This window comes from Nocardiopsis sediminis, from assembly GCF_042650565.1.
GTDB lineage: Bacteria > Actinomycetota > Actinomycetes > Streptosporangiales > Streptosporangiaceae > Nocardiopsis_B > Nocardiopsis_B sediminis.
Genome location: NZ_JBHSBH010000015.1, coordinates 669,221 through 683,252 on the forward strand (window position 1 = coordinate 669,221; position 14,032 = coordinate 683,252).

Below are 14,032 nucleotides of genomic sequence, written 5' to 3' on the forward strand. Positions count from 1 at the left end.
CCGAGGCCTCGGCGATGAGCCCTTCGGTATCGGCGTCCGCGTCCGTGCCATACCCGTGGGCGAAGGTGACGTGGTCGTGCCCGAGCGCCGCTCGCAGTTCGTGCAGCGGGATGTCGACCCGCGTCGGGTTGACATGTGAGCTGCCTCCGCCCTGGAACTGCGGGTCGATCGCGAACCCGCCGATCACGGCGACGTTGCGACCGGGGACCAGCGGCAGCGTCTGGGCCCGGTTGCGCAGCAGGACGACCGATGCCGCACCCGCACGCCGCGCGAGCGCGTGGTGTGCGTCGTGGTCCAGTTCGGTGCCGCCGTCGGGAGCGGTCCTCTCCGCGAGACGGGCGAGGCGTTCGTGGGCGCGTTCGACGGCGTCGCGGTCGAGGCGCCCTTCGCGCACCGCGCCGATGATCGCCGTGGTTCCCTCGTCGTTGGAGGACGGCATTTCGAGGTCGAGGCCCGCGCGCAGTGCCTCGACGCGATCCTTGACGGCGCCCCAGTCGGAGACGATGAGCCCGTCGAAGCCCCATTCGTCGCGGAGGAGTTCTGTCAGCAGCCACGCGTTCTCCGAGGCGAAGACGCCGTTGATCGCGTTGTAGGCGCTCATCACGGTGGCGGGTCGCGCCGTTGTGACGATGCGTTCGAATGCGGGCAGGTAGATCTCGCGCAGAGTGCGCTCGTCGACGTCCGCGCTGACCTGCATCCGATCGGTTTCCTGGCTGTTGACGGCGAAGTGCTTGACCGAGGCGCCGACCCCACTGCTTTGCAGACCCTGCACCCATGCGGCTCCGAGCTCGCCGGCGAGGCGGGGGTCCTCGGAGAGGTACTCGAAGGTGCGGCCGCCCAGCGGCGAGCGCTTGATGTTGATCGCGGGGCCCAGGACGACGTCGACTCCCAGGAAGCGGGCCTCTCGCCCGATCGCCTCGCCGATTTCGCGCATCAGCGCCCGGTCCCAGCTGGATCCGGTCGCCGCCCCGGGCGGAAAGCACGTCGCCGGCCGTGAGGAGTGGACCCCCAGATGGTCGGATTCGCCGTCCTGTCGGCGTACCCCGTGGGGCCCGTCGGCGAGGACGAGTGACCGGATGCCCTCGGCCGCCCGCGTGGACGCGAAGTCGCGGCCGGTCAGCAGCGCGGCCTTGGCCTGGAGACCGGCGTCCTCCTCTGCTGTCGGCTCGGGCGCGCTGAGGACGTCGAGGGGGATCTCTTCTCCCGCTGACACCGCGGCGAGGCCGCGTTCCAGGTCCGCCAGCACACCGTCGGGGCGCGGCAGCATCGCCGCGATCTGGCGCGGCGTGACCTGGTCCTGTCCGCGCAGGCCCGCCGACATGTGCTCCGCCGCCTCGGGGATGTACTTCGTGACCACGCCCTTGAGCACGGCCATGGCCTCGGCGTCGTCCATCATCTCGCCGAGCGGTGTGTCGACGGTGACGGTACGGCGTGTGGACGGCTCGACCTCGAAGGGCTCGGTGTACACGTGCGTGCCGTGTCCGGCCTCGTGCACGGCGCCGGAAGGCAGGACGACCTCCGCGGTGGCGCCCACCGGCACGACGACGGTGAGCTCGACCGCGCCGTCGGTGAGCGTCCATGCGCTCGACGCCGTGCCGTAGGGCGTGTGCAGGAGTGCCGAGGCCGCGGTCAATCCGCGCCGCGGCGGCCGAGGCGCCACGCGCAGGCGGCGGTAGCCGGGGGCGGCGGGGGCGAGGCCCGCGACCACGCGGTGCATCCAGTCGCCGACCGACCCGAAGGCGTAGTGGTTGAACGAGGTCATCCCGCTGGGGTTGACGGTGCCGTCGGGCAGGAGCGAGTCCCACCGCTCCCAGATCGTGGTGGCGCCGAGCTCGACCGTGTTGAGCCACGACGGGCTCTCGGTCTGCAAAAGCAGACGGTAGGCGGCTTCAGCGTGGCCGTTCGCGCTCAGCGCGTCGCAGATCAACGGCGTGCCGATGAATCCGGTGGAGATCTTGTACCCGTTGCCGCGCACGATCTCGGCGAGCCGGTCGGCGGCCCGCCGCCGCTCGTCGGCGTCGTCGATGAGGCCGAAGACGAGCGCGAGGGAGTAGGCGGTCGCGCTGTCGGAGAGCAGGCGACCGGAGCGCGCGACATATTCGCGGTGGAAGGCGGTGCGCACCTCGTCGGCGAGCACGCCGTAGTGGGCCGTGTCGTCGTCACGGCCGAGGAGCGCGGCGGCGTCGGCGACGATCCGTGCCGAGCGGGCGAAGTAGGCGGTCGCCACGATCTCGGGATAGGTCTGCGCCGCCTCGGGGCGCGTGGCGGGGGCGGTGGGGTCGAGCCAGTCGCCGTACTGGAACCCGGCGTCCCAGATGCGGTCGGCGCCCGCTGCCGCCTCGACCTCGTCGACCCAGGACGCCATGCTGTCGAACTGCCGGCGCAGCACGTCGAGGTCGCCGTAGGACTGGTAGAGCGTCCAGGGGACGACGGTGGCGGCATCCGCCCAGCCGGCCATCGGGCCGTTGTACCCGACCGTCACCGCGGGCACGATCATGGGGGTTCCGCCGTAGCGTTGCTGCTCGGCGGCGAGGTCGCGCAGCCACGATGACAGCATTCCGGCCGAGTCGTAGAGGTAGGCGGCGGTGGGAGCGAACACCTGGAGGTCGCCGGTCCAGCCGAGCCGCTCGTCGCGCTGGGGGCAGTCGGTGGGCACATCGACGAAGTTGCCTTTCATGCCCCAGACGATGTTCTCGTGGAGCCGGCCGACGAGGGGATCGGTTGCCGAGAACCATCCGGTGCGCTCCATGTCGGTGTGCAGCACCTCGGCGACGACGTCGTCGGCACCGACCTCTCCGGGCCAGCCCGTGATCTCCGCGTAGCGGAAGCCGTGGAAGGTGAAGCGGGGTGCCCACTCCTCGGCTCCCGTGCCGCGGAGCACATAGGTGTCGGTGGCCTTCGCGGCGCGCAGCGGACCGGTCGCGAGCTCGCCGTTCTCAAGCACCTCGGCGTGGCGGAGGGTGATGACGTCGCCCTCGTTGCCCCTGACGCGGATCCGCAGGCGCCCGACGAGGTTCTGGCCGAAGTCGACGATCGCCGCCCCCGAAGGGCTCCTCGTGATGTTCTGCGCGGTGAGCGTCTCGACTCGGCGGACGGGTGGGCCGTCGGGGGCGGTCAGCACGCCCGCATCGAAGGTGCGGACGGTCACGCTCTCCCACGCGGAATCGTCGAACGCGGCGGTCGACCACGCCGTGTCGAAGAGCCGCGCGTCGAAGTGTTCGCCGTTGTAGAGGTCGGCGGAGCGGATGGGGCCCGCGCCCGCCTTCCACTCGGGGCCGGATGCCACGGTCTGGCACTCCCCGTCCTCGTACTCGATCTCGATTTGGACGATGACGCCGAGTTCGGAGCCGTAGAGCGCCTTGCGTCCGTCCCATCCGAGGAACCCACGCCACCAGCCGTCGCCGAGCCACGCGCCCACCGCGTTCTTCCCGCTGGTGAGATAGCCGCTTACGTCGTAGGTCGCGTAACGCAGGCGCGATTCATAGGCGCTCCAGCCCGGAGCCAGCTCGTCGCGTCCGACGCGATGGCCGTTGACCTCCAACTCGAACACGCCGTGCGCGCTCGCGTGGACACGAGCGCGAGACACCGGCACATCCCGCACCCCGAACGTGCCCCGTACGAGCGGCGAGGACTCGGCGGCGATCGCGCCGGCCGCATCCGGGCCCACCATCTGCGCGACCCAATCCGAAGGGCTCAGTAGACCCGCCTCAACGGTGGCCCACTCGCTCCATGCCGACAGGGAACCGTCTTCTCCGGCGACGCGCACCCGCACGGCCCGCCGCTCCCGGGAGGAGAGCGGCGCGAAGGGCCACGCGACCAGCACCGACTCGTCGCCCTCGACCGACACGGTCATGCCGTCGTCGAGTTGGACCTCATAGCCGGACTGGCGCCATCCGGTCGGCGCCTCCGGAACGATCCAGCTCATGCGCGGTCGGGTCTCGGCGATGCCGATCGGATCGCGGTGGTGCTCGAAGCGCAGGCGTGTGGGGGTGATGGTCACGGAGACGGCCTCCTCGGGCTTGGTGCCGGACGGGTCGAGAGTGGGCGTGTCGGCGGCGGTTGCATGGGGGGCGGTGGGGTCGCGATCGTTTCCGGCGCGCTCACCGGACCGACCGAATCCGGGTGGTGGCGAGCCCTCCGGCCAATGTGCACACGGCCGCGACGGTGTAGAGCAGGGCGTAGTTCTTCTCCCCTGTGGCGCCCGCGCCGACGGCCAGGAACGCCGGCGCGATGAGCGGTGCGACCGCCTGCGGGATCGAGGTCGCGAACCCGGTGATGCTCATGAAGCGGCCGGCGTCGGTCTCGCGCTCGGGCAGCACGTCGAGCAGGAGCGCCTGGTCGACCGCTGCGAACGCGCCGATGCCGACGGAGGTGAGCGCGGCTCCGACGATGAGCAGGGGAAGATCCGCGGAGACGGCCATGACGATCGCGCCGGCCGCGAACAGGGCCCCGGCGCCGAACACGAAGACGCGGCGGCGGCGCAGCCGATCGGAGAGGAAGCCGCCGCCGATGGCTCCGACCGTGGTGGCCACAACACCGAACAGTGAGATTCCGGCGATCACCCCGGCGGCTTCATCGACGCTCACCCCCATGCGAGAGGCGAAGAAGAACGCCGTGAACGTCGTGTTGAGGGTGAGCCCGAAGTAGAAGAGGAAGCGGCCGAGCCAGTTCCACGAGTAGTCGGGGTAGGTGCGCGGGTCGTACAGGTACTTGCGCAGCAGCGACCCGGGTGTCAGCGCCTCGGGGAAGGTCGCGCTGCGGGTGTCGTCCTCGTGGACGAACACGACGAACAGCGTGACGAGCACGATGCCGATGGCGCCCGGCACGAGGAAGAGGAGGAGGTTGTCCCGCGTCAGCTGTCCCGCAAGCGCGACCCCGAGAACAGGGGCGACCTGGGTGGCGAATCCGGTCAGCCCGGAGACCTTGCCGCGCTGGGATTCCGGGAGCCGGTCGGCCGTGGAGAATTGCAGGTTTCCGAGCACCTGTCCCCAGCCGAGCTGCGCGAGGATCCAGCCCGCTCCCAACAGGACGATGTCGGGGGCCAGGGCCATCACGCACAGGGACGCGGTACCGAGTACCATTCCGGCGATCATGAACGGGCGCCGGCGCCCCAGGCGCGTGCGGGCACGGTCGCTGAGCACGCCGAGGACGGGACCGGCGACCATCACCGCCAGCGCCCCGGAACCGGTGATGTAGCCGAGGTACTCCTCGTGCCCGGGTGCGAGCTGATCGACCCGGATCGACAAGGAGATCGCCAGCGGCGTGATGAAAGCGACGAACACCCCGAACTGGGCGAACACCATCAGCCAGATGTAGACCGCCCCGACCTCGGGCAGGGTGTCGCCCGTGAGCGCCTCGTTCGGCGGGGACGCCGACTGCGCACCCGCGGAGGACGGTTCCTGGGCTGGCGCGCCGCTGGGGTTCATGGTCATGGCGATGGCTCCAGGGGGTGCGTGAACGCGCGACCAGCAACTATTGCGCGCTAGTTGTGCAATGACGTGATCGTAGACACATTCACTAGCGCGCGCAAGTAGGGGCAATTGGGCGGACCCAGAGGCGTCCACCGCGCGAGTACCACTGGTCGGCGGCCAGGAGCCGCGGTCGCGGGGCGAGATCGGTGCCGATGTCGTGCACGCGGACCCACGGAGCCGCCGGCGGGCCCGATCGATCAGCGAGAGCAGATGTGGGGAAGCGATGCCGCCAGGGCCCGCCGCGCCCGAGTTCAGGTCGAAAGGCGGATGCTCACGTGGATTCGCGCCGTACGACGGTCGCGTCGACGTCGAGGTGCCCGTGCGGCCGTGAGAGGCCGCCCACCTCGTCGAGGACCCACTGCGCGAGATACCGGCCGAGCCCGGCGGTGTCGAGCCGCACGCTGGAGATTGAGGGGAGGAACACCGCTGCCAGCGGGCTGTCGTCGTGGCCGACCACGGCGAGGTCTCCGGGCACCGACACACCCGCGCGGATCGCGGCACTCACGGTGGCGGCGGCGGTGTCGTCGTTGTAGGCCACGATCCCGGTCACTCCGGTCGCCCGCCATTGCGCGATCACGGAGCCGGCGCGCTCGTCGTCGTGGGCCACCGGCCGCACCTCCAGGGGCTCCAGACCGAGCCGCCGGGCGGCCTCCTGGGCCGCGCGCGCACGTTCGGCGACGATTGCGGCGATGCGCGGATCCGGTGCAGCGGCGAAGGCCAGGCTCCGGTGGCCCAGCCCGTGCAGGTGCTCGACCTGGAGCCGCGGCCCGGTGGTGAGAGCCGGCGACCCGCGGAAGGACGCCGGCTCCTCCTCCGGGGAAGGGATGATCCTGCCGACCCCGTTGGCGCGCATGGAGGCCACGTCCTCAGGGCCGAACGAGCTGAAGCCGACGACCACATCGGGGTTCAGCGACTCCCACAGGGGATGCGCCTGCCCGCTGGGGTGCGGGGTTGAGGTGACCAGGCTGTAGCCGGCCTCGTCGAGAAGGAGGGACGCCTCCTCCAGGTAGCGCCGCATGCTGTAGTCCACCGGCCAGTCGGGCAGGACGAACAGGATGATCCTGCTCTGACCGCTTGCGAGTGCCTGAGCGGCCCGGTGCGGCCGGTAGCCGAGGCGGACCGCCGCGTCCAGGACGCGGCTGCGGGTAGCCTCGGAGATCTTCTGTCCGGGGGTCTCGTTGAGGACGAAACCGACAGTCGCGCGTGACACGCCGACTTCATTGGCGATATCCGCGGCCGTGGTCCGTCGTTGCGAAGCCCGCCGTGCCATCGTGTGCTGTCTCCCGACCGTGCATATACTTGCGCGCGCTAGCAATGTGACAATACCAAAGCGCCCAGTGTGTCGGTCGGCAGATCAAAATGGCCGGCCTCCACAACAACGACCCAGCGGAACGTGTGCTCCGTTTGTGCTCGGTGGTCATGGACCGGGCCGGATGCAAACGGCACCGATCGACACCGGATGAATTCGCATCGCGGATCAGCAGGCACAAAAGGGCACTCCCTGCGACCGCCCGGCAGCTGGCTGGGCAACTTCTAATCCGACGGTCGCAGGTTCGAATCCTGCCAGGTGCGCCAGGTCAGACGGGGTGCGAGGAACAAACCGGACACCCAAAAGGGCCGATGTGTGCTCCATGTGTGCTCGGTAGTCGGGGACCAGTCGTTTCCGCAGGTGAAGACACCTCGACGGCGCCCTCGCCACCGCCATCGACCGCACCACATGGGCCGAACGGCCCTGGGCCCCATGCTGAATACGCGCTGAAAACCCCGCAGCGGGCCCTGCGCGCCGCACACCGGCCGACGACCCCGCCACCGGCGGGGAACCCCATGCGGCCCCCACTGGCCGGTAAAACGCCGTGCGGGGCGGACCACCATGGTGATCCGCCCCACCGGAACCATCCCCGCGGCCGTTTCACCCGATCCACACCGGCCAATCCCGGACGCCCTTTTCGCGTCCGAGGACCGGCGCCGGGCGGGTTCAACGACTGGCCGGTCTCACGCCCGCAACGGCACCAACGCGGCGGTGGCCTCGGCCGCCGCACGCGCGACCTCCGGGTACACACTCTGGTAGGTGTCCTGGGTGAAGCGGGCGGTGGAGTGGCCGAGTTCGGCCGAGTCCACCTTCACATCCACCCCCGATGCGAGGCCGTGGGAGGCGGCACCGTGGCTCGTGCAGCCCGATCGGGAGTTCGTGCTCGCCGAATACAATGACGACTCATCGTTCTTTGATCCGTCAGGCGAATCGGGACCGTTCCCAGAATCGGCGGGTAAACGCGGGACTGACAGATGCGGAGGTGATCATGGGCGAACCGGCCCGATCGGTCGGCCAGTGGCTCCGGTTGGCGACCACGGCTCTCCCGGAGGACCAGCGGTTGGAGCAGTGGGAGAGCCGCATTAGCCGGGTGGTGGCGCCTTTACGCTGTCGCACGCTGCAACCGCGTTTCCATGCCAGTGCCACGCTCGCCCGGTCCGGCTCCCTGATTCTCACGCGCGTTACCGGCGCCCCCCACATGATCGAGCGCGACAGCGAACACATCCGAGCCCAGCCGGGCGAATACGTCAGGGTGCTCGTCCCGCTCAGGGGCAGGACGGCCTTCTATACCGGCGATGGTGCGTGGACGCTGCGCCCGGGGCAGGCCCTCGTCCATCACTCCACCCTGCCCTGCCTGGTCGGATCCGCCAAGGGCATGGCGGAAGTCGCCGTCGTCATTCCCAGAGGCGTCTACGAGAACGCGGTGGGACCGATCGACCTTGCGGCGCCGCAGACGATCGGTACCGACGGCACCAGCGGCGCTTACGTGGCCGCTTTAGGCCGTCTCCTGGAAGGCGCCACCCGTTCCGAGACCGCGCCGAGACCCGACGAGGCCGCCGTCCTGGAACTCGTCGGCGCCATGTCCGCCGGAGGACGCGCTTCCCCCTCCCCACGTGCTCACTTCGACGCCGCCTGCGAGGTCATTGAACGCGGACTTGCCGACTCCGCCTTGGGAGCCGGCTACGTTGCGGCGCGGATCGGGATCAGCGAGCGTCACCTCTCCCGCGTCTTCGCCGCCCACCGAACCACGGTGCCGCGGTACATCCTCGGGCGGCGGCTCGACCATGCCCATCGCCTCATCACCTCGCGCGAGGGCGGGATGCTCACCGTCGCGGAGGTGGCCCACCGGTGCGGGTTCGCCTCGCCATCACACTTCTCCGGGAAGTTCACCGAGCGCTTCGGGGTCCGCCCGGCCGAACTCCGGCGGCAGGCCCGCAGCGCCTCGTCCGTACGCGCGTGAGCGCGGCGGTGGCGGATCCCGGCGCGTGCGCGGATCCGCCACCGCTTCCCGTTTCCGCCGTCTTCGCCCCTATTCCTCGCCGGTCATGCAGTGGAGCCGCGACACTCGCCTGTACCGACCTCTACACGGGTTGTGAGCGCTCCGGCGGCCGCCGGACCACCTCATGGCCGCACCGTGTGGTTCCGGTCGGCTCGCCCCTGCGGAGCGCAGGGGCCACGGGGAGAGGAGAAGCGGCATGACGACGACCGGCAGCGGTCCGAACACCTTGGGACTGGTGGGGTCCCCCATTCCCCAGCCTGAGCCGGGGCTCACGGCCGAGATGGTCATCCAGCGAGCCCGCGACATGCGCGACCACCTTCGCTCTGAGCAGGAGGCGACGGAGAAGCGGACGTACTACTCGCAGGAGACCCACGAGAAATTCGAGCGCGCCGGTTTCTACCGCATGCTCATGCCCAAGGCGTTCGGCGGCTACGAGATGCGGATCACCGACTTCATGCGCGTGGTCGTGGAGGTCTCCCGCGGCTGCCCCTCGACCGGATGGTGCCTGTCGCTCGGTTCCTCGCACGTACTGATCATGGCCGGATTGTTCGCCCCTGAGGTGCAGGCCGAGGCGGTGGGCTCAGCCGGGCATTTCGTGGCACCGTCCCGCATGGTCCCCTCGGTCCGGGCGGTGCCGCATGAGGACGGGTGGGAGCTCAACGGCACGTGGGACTACTCCTCGGGCGCCCCGTACTCCACGCATGCGATGAGCTCGGTCATGCTGCCCGCCGGAGACAACGATGCGCCCCGCATCGGCATGGCACTGGTGCCCCGCGCCCAGTGCACCGTTCTGGACGACTGGGGGAACACGCTCGGAATGCGCGGCAGCGGCTCGCACTCGATCCGAGTGGAGAACGCCGTGGTGCCAGCGGAGCACATCGTAGAGATGGGACCGTCCTCCATCAAGCTGGACCCGAACATCGGAATGGCGGCGCACGGGAACCCCATGTACACCGGCCGCATATTCGGGGTGCTCATGGCAGAGCAGCTCGCCATCGAGATCGGTCTGGTCCGGGCGGCGCTCGACGAGTACACCGCGATGATGCACGGCAAGAAGGCCACCTGGAACCCGCGCGTGACGCGCGCGGAGGACCCGCAGTACCAGGAGTGGTACGGCCGGATGTCCACGCTGGTCGACGTCGCCGAGGCCGCATTGGACCGCATCGGGGACTCCTACCACACCCTGTGTGAGCGCGATGCCGCCGGCGAGGGCGAGTTCTCCCACGCCGACGACCTGCGCCTGGCGAGCATGGCCCAGCAGGGCTGCCGACTCGTGACCGAGGCGATGGACCTGCTGGCCCGCACCAGCGGGACGAGCGTGATGCGCAGCGGTTCGCGGCTGGAACGCTACTGGCGGGACTTCAGCACCTGCCGTACGCACCCGGCCGAACTGATGCGGGAGCTCAATGCCACGCAGCTCGGATCCGAACTGCTCACGGCCGAAGACGCCGCTAAGGCCGGCGCGCGATGAACGCCACAGACCGAGGCCCGCGCGGTGGCGGGGGGAAACCGGCGCGTGTGGACCCGGCACACTTCCGCGACGTGCTCGGCCGGTTCTGCTCCGGCATCACCGCGGTGACGGCCGACGTCGACGGCCGTCCGGTCGGGCTCACCTGCCAGTCGTTCATGAGCATGTCGCTGGAGCCGCCCCTGGTGGCCTTCGCACCCGCGATCACCTCCACGAGCTATCCCTCGATCCGGGAAACCGGCCGCTTCGCGGCCAGCGTCCTCGCCGAGAGCCAGGTACAAGTGGCCCTGTCGTTCGCGCGGAGCGGCGGCGACAAGTTCGCCGACGTGCCATGGCACCGTGGGGTCACCGGTGCTCCGCTACTCGACGGGGCGGTGGCGCACATCGAGTGCGAACTGGCCGACGAGTACCGCGTCGGCGACCACCTGCTGGTCGTCGGAAAGGTCGTGGCATTGTCGGGCCATCCGGATGCCGCGCCTCTGCTGTACTTCCAGGGATCCTTCGCTGCCCTGTCCGCCAGTCACCGGCCGAAACCGGAGCGCACCGGCGAGGGGAAGCCCACGGCCGACGCCGGGTTCTGACGACACCTCCACATACCCGCGTGGAAGACCAGTCGCCCGCCCGGGGCGGTACCGGCTCACGTGCAGGGAGGCGAACCTGATCTCGCGTCGGCGCGGATCGGCGGCCCTGCCGTCCGGCGGGGCGATCGTAGCGGTCAAGAGAGGGCACCACAGGGATACCGCCGGCGGCGAGGAACGTTTGACCTGTCTCTCGTGCCCGGCGCTGGGGAGCGTCACGCCCGTGATCGCTCCAACTGCCGCCCCATGCGCGCCGCAGACGCCGGTAAAGCGCCGGGTGGGGCGGACCACCATTAGTGATCCGCCCCACCCGAACCATTCCGACGCCCCTTTCACCAGGTCCGCGCCGACCATCCCGGATGCCCATTTAGCGTCCGAGGACCGGCGCCGGGCGGGTTCAATGATCGTCCGGTCTCACGCCCGCAACGGCACCGATGCGGCGGTGGCCTCGGCCGCGGCACGCGCCACCTCGGGATAGACGGTCTGGTAGGTGTCCTGGGTGAAGTGGGTGGTGGAATGGCCGAGTTCGGCCGAGACCACCTTCACATCCACCCCCGCCCCCAGACTCAGCGAGGCGGCTCCGTGGCGCAGCCCGTGCAGCCCGATCGGCGGCAGCCCGGCCTCGGCGGCAATGTGCTGGGTTTGGGCGCCGCCCTCGTTCACGCCCTGGCGGACGACTTCGGGTGCGAGATCGCCGATGTGTGTCGTGGTCCAACCCGATCAGTGACACTGGCCGTCCCCTTGCCCGTCGGCTCTCACCCAAGGGCAGCTGGGTCAGCTGACCTGCCCGTACGCACCCCACGACCACCTGCCCCCGCGCACGCAGCGAGCAGCGTCGCTGCGCCATCGGCCCTCGGCGCCCACCCGGCCGATCTCCGCGGCTGGGACGGGGATCGTCATGTCCCGATCAGATCGAACGGCCCGGACAGCGGGCTACGGGAGCGGGCGCGGGCGCGGGCGTCGTCGTCGAGTCGGTGGCGGATCGCGTTGATCGCCGGTTCGACGGCGTCGAACGGGCAATCGCCGCGTGGAGCAGTTCGACGGCGCTCACCGCCCGGATTTCGCCGGCTCGGCCAGCCCGACGGCGCCGTGCTCCCGGTGGTCATCCTAGGTGATACCCATACGAGTGCTCCCATCCGAGCGATAAGGGGCCCGGTCCGCGGCAGGTCCGACAGCACGCCTCGGTCATCGGCGTCCCGGCCACGACCTCGTGCAGGTCTCGGCCGTCCGGTCGTGACCGCATCGGACACTGTTCAGCGATGTCGATCGGCCTTGGTTCGAGTCAACACCGTGCCGCAACGGCACACTCAAGCTCTTGGACCGGGATCACACCACGCCGGGTTCTGGGCGTCGGCGCGGTCGATCCGAGCACCCTCGAGACACGGTAGGGTTCGTGGCCACCGGCGACCGGGACGACGTCGCGCAGGGCCGCCTCACCCTCAAAGGTGGTCCGGGATGTGCTGCAAGAGGTGCGCAACGACACCGGACCGGCTCCCCCAGGCTTTGCCAGATCCATTTCCCACATATCGCCGAGAGGCCGTCCGGCGGCTTGGCCCCCGACCGGGGCGGAACGCCACCGAACTTCGTTGACCGCGCCGGTCTCCGGCTCCATGCCGCCGCCGTCGACGGCCGCACCCAGGAGCGACACACAGGAGTGACCATGCAATCTCGTGCCCATGCCATTGCCGACGACGCAGTCAGCACTGCCTTGCTGGCCGAGCTGCGGTCCAGCATCCCCGCAGGCCGCGTACTCACCAACGGACCGGAGTACGCGAAAGCAGCGACGTTGTTCAATGCAGCGGTCGATGTCCGTCCTTCCGTCATCGTGCGGTGCGCGACCACCGCTGACGTGCAGGCCGGGGTACGCGCGTCTCGCAACCACGGGGTGCCGCTCTCGGTGCGCGGCGGGGGTCACGACTTCTGGGGGCGGGCGTTCCGTCCCGGTGGACTGGTTCTCGATCTGACCGACATGCGGGGAGTTCAGGTCGACATCGGCCGCCGTTTCGCGACGGTGGGTGGCGGGGCGCTCTCGTCCGACGTCGTATCCGCCGCCGAGCGGGCAGGCCTGACCGCCGTCACCGGAACGGCGGGCGCCGTCGGCATGGTCGGCCTCACGCTCGGCGGCGGATACGGCCCCCTGACCGGGCGGTTCGGGCTCGCAGCCGACAACCTGCTCGGCGCCGAAGTCGTCCTGGCCGACGGTTCACTGGTGACCACCGACGCCGAACATCATCCGGACCTCTTCTGGGCGTTGCGCGGCGGCGGCGGCAACTTCGGTGTCGTGACCTCGGCGCGGATCCGTCTGCACCCCGTGCCGACAGTGGTGTCGGGAACCATCTTGTACCCGATCGTCCAGAGCGCCGACATTCTCGCCCGCCTCGGTGGGATCCTTCAGGACAGCCCGGACGAGCTGACGGTGGATGTGGGCTTCCTTCCCGGCCCGGACGGGAACCCCACGGTGTACGTCGCGCCGACCTGGTCGGGGGATATCGAGGTGGGCAACGCCGAGAACGGGCCGGTGCGTGCCCTGGCCGGACTCGGTACACCCGTGCTGGCCGAAGTCGGACCGATCGCCCGTTCCGCCGCGCTGGCCGCGACGGACGCCATGTTCCCACCCGGGCGGATGGGCGCGATTCGCACGCGCACCGTCCAGAGCATCTCCGGTTCCATCGCGACCGTCCTGGACCGGGCCGCCCAGGAGTTCACCTCACCGTACTCCGCGATCGTGTGGCATCAATTCCATGGTGCCGCCGCCCGTCCGCCCCTCGGCTCGACGGCTTTCGGCCGACGCGAACCGCACCTGATGATCGAGCTGATCTCATTGTGGGAGGACGGCGAAATCGAGGACAACGCAGGAGGTGGCGGCGGTGGGTCCTCGCACCTGCGCTGGCTGGAACAGCTGCACGCGGCGCTTGAGCCGTTCTCGTTGCCGGGCGGCTACGTGAACTTCCTGGGGCCGGAGACTCCCGACCAGGTTGCGGAGTCCTACGGGCCGAACACCGAACGTTTGCTCGCCGTGAAGTCCGCGGTCGACCCGGATTCCGTCTTCGCCGCCACGCCGCTCCCCAGCGGGACCGCCGACGCCGGTCCCAGACCCGTGTGAGGCGTTGAACCGAAGCATCCGGGGGTGCCGCCGGCCCCGCCGCAGAACGGAATCGGGTCGTCGGACCATCTGGCGCGCGGTCGTCGTCGGACTGATCATGCTCG

8 protein-coding genes and 2 pseudogenes are annotated in these 14,032 nt (G+C 70.0%); 4 read left to right on the forward strand and 6 right to left on the reverse strand.

Annotation, left to right across the window (positions count from 1 at the left end):
* The 4 genes and pseudogenes from ACFOVU_RS25475 to ACFOVU_RS25490 form a co-directional block, all read right to left on the reverse strand.
* On the reverse strand, positions 1 to 4,000 hold a 4,000-nt coding region (locus ACFOVU_RS25475), incomplete at its 3' end, for a family 78 glycoside hydrolase catalytic domain (protein WP_378537635.1).
* Between the two features lie 100 nt (positions 4,001 to 4,100).
* Positions 4,101 to 5,432: an MFS transporter gene (locus ACFOVU_RS25480; protein WP_378537636.1), complete on the reverse strand. Its 1,332-nt coding sequence runs from the start codon at positions 5,430 to 5,432 to the stop codon at positions 4,101 to 4,103.
* A gap of 310 nt (positions 5,433 to 5,742) precedes the next feature.
* Complete coding sequence (locus tag ACFOVU_RS25485) at positions 5,743 to 6,741, reverse strand: LacI family DNA-binding transcriptional regulator (protein ID WP_378537638.1); 999 nt, start codon at positions 6,739 to 6,741, stop codon at positions 5,743 to 5,745.
* Between the two features lie 722 nt (positions 6,742 to 7,463).
* Positions 7,464 to 7,634: pseudogene (locus tag ACFOVU_RS25490) on the reverse strand (tyrosine-type recombinase/integrase); the annotation flags it as partial.
* Positions 7,635 to 7,768: 134 nt separating this feature from the next.
* Here ACFOVU_RS25490 and ACFOVU_RS25495 point away from each other — a divergent pair.
* From ACFOVU_RS25495 to ACFOVU_RS25505, 3 genes are all read left to right on the forward strand, one after another.
* A complete protein-coding gene (locus tag ACFOVU_RS25495; RefSeq protein ID WP_378537640.1) occupies positions 7,769 to 8,740 on the forward strand; it encodes a helix-turn-helix domain-containing protein in 972 nt (323 codons plus the stop codon).
* A 235-nt stretch (positions 8,741 to 8,975) separates the two neighbouring features.
* Complete coding sequence (locus tag ACFOVU_RS25500; protein ID WP_378537641.1) at positions 8,976 to 10,250, forward strand: acyl-CoA dehydrogenase family protein; 1,275 nt, start codon at positions 8,976 to 8,978, stop codon at positions 10,248 to 10,250.
* The gene (locus ACFOVU_RS25505; protein WP_378537643.1) at positions 10,247 to 10,828 is read left to right on the forward strand and encodes a flavin reductase family protein; all 582 of its coding nucleotides are present in this window, start codon (positions 10,247 to 10,249) and stop codon (positions 10,826 to 10,828) included. Before ACFOVU_RS25500 ends, ACFOVU_RS25505 begins: the two co-directional genes overlap by 4 nt.
* Positions 10,829 to 11,239: 411 nt before the next feature.
* Here the strand turns inward: ACFOVU_RS25505 and ACFOVU_RS25510 are convergent.
* Together ACFOVU_RS25510 and ACFOVU_RS25515 are read right to left on the reverse strand one after the other, a co-directional pair.
* Positions 11,240 to 11,458: pseudogene (locus ACFOVU_RS25510) on the reverse strand (tyrosine-type recombinase/integrase); the annotation flags it as partial.
* 141 nt (positions 11,459 to 11,599) lie between these two features.
* Positions 11,600 to 11,725 (reverse strand): hypothetical protein, encoded by a 126-nt coding sequence (locus tag ACFOVU_RS25515; RefSeq protein WP_378537645.1) that lies wholly within the window; start codon positions 11,723 to 11,725, stop codon positions 11,600 to 11,602.
* Between the two features lie 760 nt (positions 11,726 to 12,485).
* Here ACFOVU_RS25515 and ACFOVU_RS25520 point away from each other — a divergent pair.
* Positions 12,486 to 13,928, forward strand: a complete 1,443-nt coding sequence (locus ACFOVU_RS25520; RefSeq protein ID WP_378537646.1) for an FAD-binding oxidoreductase — start codon at positions 12,486 to 12,488, stop codon at positions 13,926 to 13,928.
* Positions 13,929 to 14,032: the final 104 nt, after the last annotated feature.

Bases quoted from the DNA above. Each gene is read 5' to 3' on its own strand.
- ACFOVU_RS25495 (WP_378537640.1), top strand. From the start codon at position 7,769: ATGGGCGAACCGGCCCGATCGGTCGGCCAGTGGCTCCGGTTGGCGACC.
- ACFOVU_RS25505 (WP_378537643.1), top strand. From the start codon at position 10,247: ATGAACGCCACAGACCGAGGCCCGCGCGGTGGCGGGGGGAAACCGGCG.
- ACFOVU_RS25480 (WP_378537636.1), bottom strand. From the start codon at position 5,432: ATGACCATGAACCCCAGCGGCGCGCCAGCCCAGGAACCGTCCTCCGCG.
- ACFOVU_RS25520 (WP_378537646.1), top strand. From the start codon at position 12,486: ATGCAATCTCGTGCCCATGCCATTGCCGACGACGCAGTCAGCACTGCC.
- ACFOVU_RS25515 (WP_378537645.1), bottom strand. From the start codon at position 11,725: ATGACGATCCCCGTCCCAGCCGCGGAGATCGGCCGGGTGGGCGCCGAG.
- ACFOVU_RS25500 (WP_378537641.1), top strand. From the start codon at position 8,976: ATGACGACGACCGGCAGCGGTCCGAACACCTTGGGACTGGTGGGGTCC.
- ACFOVU_RS25485 (WP_378537638.1), bottom strand. From the start codon at position 6,741: ATGGCACGGCGGGCTTCGCAACGACGGACCACGGCCGCGGATATCGCC.